Consider the following 1,379-nt stretch of genomic DNA (forward strand, 5'->3'; position numbering starts at 1 on the left):
TTTGACCATTCACGTTTATTCTTATATTTACGATGATTTATTTTTGATGCAAGGTTATGATAGACAAGATTATACTTCCGTTTATCACCTTTGTTGAATTTAGATGTGTATTCCTCCACATATTTATCTAATTCGTTAAGGTAAATATTCGACAGTATAGGGCTAATAATGCCACCTTGTGGGGTGCCACTGTAAGTTTTATGAAAAACCCAATCTTCTACATAACCAGCACGTAGAAATTTCCAAATTAAGTTGATGAATTTCTCATCCTTAATTCTCTTCCTCAAGATGTTGATAAGAGTATGATGGTCAATATTATCAAAGAAACCTTTTATATCGCCTTCAATAAACCATCGGGTCCCTGTGAATGTGTTTTTGATTTGTTTGAGTGCAGTATGACAGCTCCTGTTTGGTCGAAATGCATGTGAGTTTTCAGAGAAACTGGTTTCATATATACTTTCAAGAATCCTTCTGACAACTTCCTGAACTAATTTATCTTCAAAAGTAGGTAATCCCAAGGGTCTTAGTTTGCCATTCTTTTTTGGGATATAAATTCTTCGTGCAGGGTTTGGCTGATATGTTTGATCTCTTAGCTTTTCAATAAGATTATTTATTCTTTTTAAACTCATTCCATCTATTGTATCTTCATTGATTCCTTTGGTGTTGCTACCTTTATTTGGGTAGATTTTATCGTATGCATCCAGGAAAAATTCAATATTATATAGATTCCGATACAAACGCTGAAAAGTATATTCTTTTTCTTTCACCTTGGAAGTCAGACTGTTTAATACTACTTTCGGATTTCTCATAGAGCCTCTCGCTCCTTCCCAATTTGGTATTAAACCCGATAAACTGCTCTCCTTCGCCATGTAATAGGCTTTCCCTATCTCAGACTACTACGAGAGCTCCGTTGCCATATTGGATATTCAGACACATTTGTCATAGCCTTTTACGGCGTTCCAACTTAGGCAATCCCCATTTAGACATTTAGAAACAGGCTTTTCATAGTGTCGGATGTGACTTTCGCTCGTTTCTTCCATACAGAAGTTGGTTAGAATGGTATCACTTCATGTCTCCCGAGGTATTTAGGATACATGCACATTCATTTCAGCGTTTATCGTTACCTCCCGCTGAAGGTCCGAGTAGTCCTCCTTGAGCTATCATTCAAGCAATTCAGCTTTCATCCTTGTCTATGAATTTCATCTCGCCATTCAGTCGTGCCTTGGTAACTAGGCAACTTATGGCTTTGCCAACATGCTACACTCCCCGCTCAGTTTCCTTCGCGGATAAGTTGACTGATGATAGGGTATTGAATGTGATAAATCCCTACTGCTTTGCCAAAACAGATTTTCTAAATGCCCTTATGGGCGCACTACCTC

At 37.7% G+C, this 1,379-nt stretch carries 1 protein-coding gene; it reads right to left on the minus strand.

What is annotated here, in order from left to right; translation table 11 throughout:
* Positions 1 to 809 (minus strand): reverse transcriptase/maturase family protein (locus M3610_RS27395; RefSeq protein WP_251463623.1); only part of this gene is annotated, 809 nt, incomplete at its 3' end.
* Positions 810 to 1,379: the final 570 nt, after the last annotated feature.

This window comes from Neobacillus sp. MER 74, assembly GCF_023714155.1.